This window comes from Candidatus Atribacteria bacterium (assembly GCA_011056645.1).
Lineage (GTDB): Bacteria > Atribacterota > Phoenicimicrobiia > Phoenicimicrobiales > Phoenicimicrobiaceae > Sediminicultor > Sediminicultor quartus.
The window spans coordinates 1-2,121 of sequence record DSEL01000123.1 but is presented as its reverse complement, the minus strand read 5'-3'; the positions used below and the strand labels follow the sequence as shown (position 1 = coordinate 2,121).

General features: G+C 34.7%; 2 protein-coding genes. Both read right to left on the bottom strand.

Features of this window, described 5'->3' with window-relative positions:
• Nucleotides 1–1,088 (bottom strand): undecaprenyldiphospho-muramoylpentapeptide beta-N-acetylglucosaminyltransferase (gene murG, locus ENO17_05065; protein HER24401.1); only part of this gene is annotated, 1,088 nt, incomplete at its 3' end.
• A 3-nt stretch (nt 1,089–1,091) separates the two neighbouring features.
• The coding region (gene ftsW / locus ENO17_05060) for a putative lipid II flippase FtsW (protein ID HER24400.1) at nt 1,092–2,121 on the bottom strand (1,030 nt) is incomplete at its 5' end.

The following is a 2,121-nucleotide window of genomic DNA, read 5'->3' as shown; positions in this document are numbered from 1 at the left end:
CAAATATAGTCCACTATTCTTTGGGCTGAATTTACTTGACTTAATTTTTTACATTTTCCGGCCATTATCTCTAGTTCATTTTTGTCTATTAATAGATCAAGCAAAACTTGGGATAATTTTTCCCCGGATAAATCCTCTTCTAAAATTATTTTTGCAGCTCCTTCTCTTTCAAATATTTTAGCGTTAATTCCCTGGTGGTCATGGGTAGCATAAGGGTAAGGAATCAAAATTGCCGGTAGACCATAAGCCCCAATCTCGGCCAAAGTTGTAGCTCCCGCCCGACAGATGACTAAATCCGCCAAAGAATAGGCTTTTTCAATATCATGCAGATAAGGCTCTATCGAAAATATTTTATGGTTTTCTCCCACCATTTCCTTTATTCTGGCATAATCATCTTGTCCGCTAATCAATAAAACTTGCCATTCGTTTTTTATTGTCCTTTTGATTAAATCAATACTTTCTAGAACTACGCTATTAATAACCGCGGCTCCTTTGCTCCCTCCTAATACCAGTATAGTCCTTTTAGAAGAATCAAGATTAAATTTTTTATACTCTTTTTCCGTACCTGATATAATTTTCTTGAAACGTAAAGGATTACCCGTAAAAATCAATTTTGCTTTACGTCCAAAATACTCTTTTGATTGTTCAAAGCTTAAAAATGTTGCTCGCGTAACAAGAGATAGAAATTTATTGGTAATTCCGGGAATTATATTCTGTTCATGGATAAAAGTGGGTATACCCAATATCGCCGCCACTAAAACAACCGAGCCGCTTACATAGCCACCTGTTCCGATAACTATATCCGGATTGTATTGTTTTATAATTTTAAACGATTGTAATAAAGACACTAAAAAAATAACCACTGCAGTTAAATTTTCAAAACATATTTTTCGTTGTATTCCACGGGCTTTAATTTTGATTATTTTAAATCCCTCCCGGGGAACAAGTTTTGATTCCATGCCCCTTTCGGTTCCTACAAATAGAATATCATTTCCCGGGTTCCTTTCTCTTATTTCGTAAGCTAAACTAATTCCAGGATAGATATGACCCCCTGTCCCTCCACCTGAAATTATTACTTTTAATGCCATTTATTATACTCTCTCTTCTTTTATTGTTTTATACCGGGAAATATTTAATAATATTCCCACACAAAACATATTTATGATTAGGGATGTACCTCCATAACTAATAAAGGGTAAAGTAATTCCGGTGGTGGGAACCATCTTGGTTACCACCCCAATATTTATTATACTTTGAAAAACTATCATAGAAGTTATACCGGCAGCAAGCAAAGTACCAAACGGGTCAGAAGTGTCCAAAGCTATTCTAAATCCACGCCACAGCAATATGATAAATAGAACAATGATCACTACAGTGCCTATAAATCCTAATTCCTCCCCGATTATGGAGAAAATAAAGTCAGTATGCTGGTCGGGAAGATAGAAATATTTTTGCTTGCTCTCTGCCAATCCGATCCCAAAAATTCCCCCACTCCCCAAAGCTAAGAGAGATTGAATGATATGAAATCCACTATCTAGAGGATCTTTCCACGGATTCAAAAAGGAGAGTAACCTTGATTTTCTATATTCTTCTCTGGACAATATTAAAATGCCCAGGGGAATTGCAGCAACTATCAAAGCATAAAGCTGAATTACCCTAGTACCCCCAATAAATAACATAATAAATGAAATGCCTAAAATAATTATGGAAGTACTAAAATCTGGCTCATTCAAGATTAACAAAAACATGACGAACATAATAATTAAAGGGGGCAATACCCCTCTAACAAAGGTTTCTATATCTTTGGTTTGTTTTCTGGTTAAAGATTCTGCTATATATAAAATTAAAGCAAATTTGGCAATTTCGGAAGGTTGAAAAGAAAAAAATCCAAACCTAACCCATCTACTTGCCCCACCGGCAGTCCTTCCAATACCGGGAAAATATACCATGGATAGCAAGGCGATGGAAACAATCAGGATAGGTAAAGTAAATTTCTTATAGTAATGGTAATCGGTATATATAGCAAAAAAAAATGCTATTAAAGCAATTATAGCGTAAATTAATTGTTTTTTTAAAAAATAATAACTATCTTCGTACCATTTATAGGCCATAATATAACTT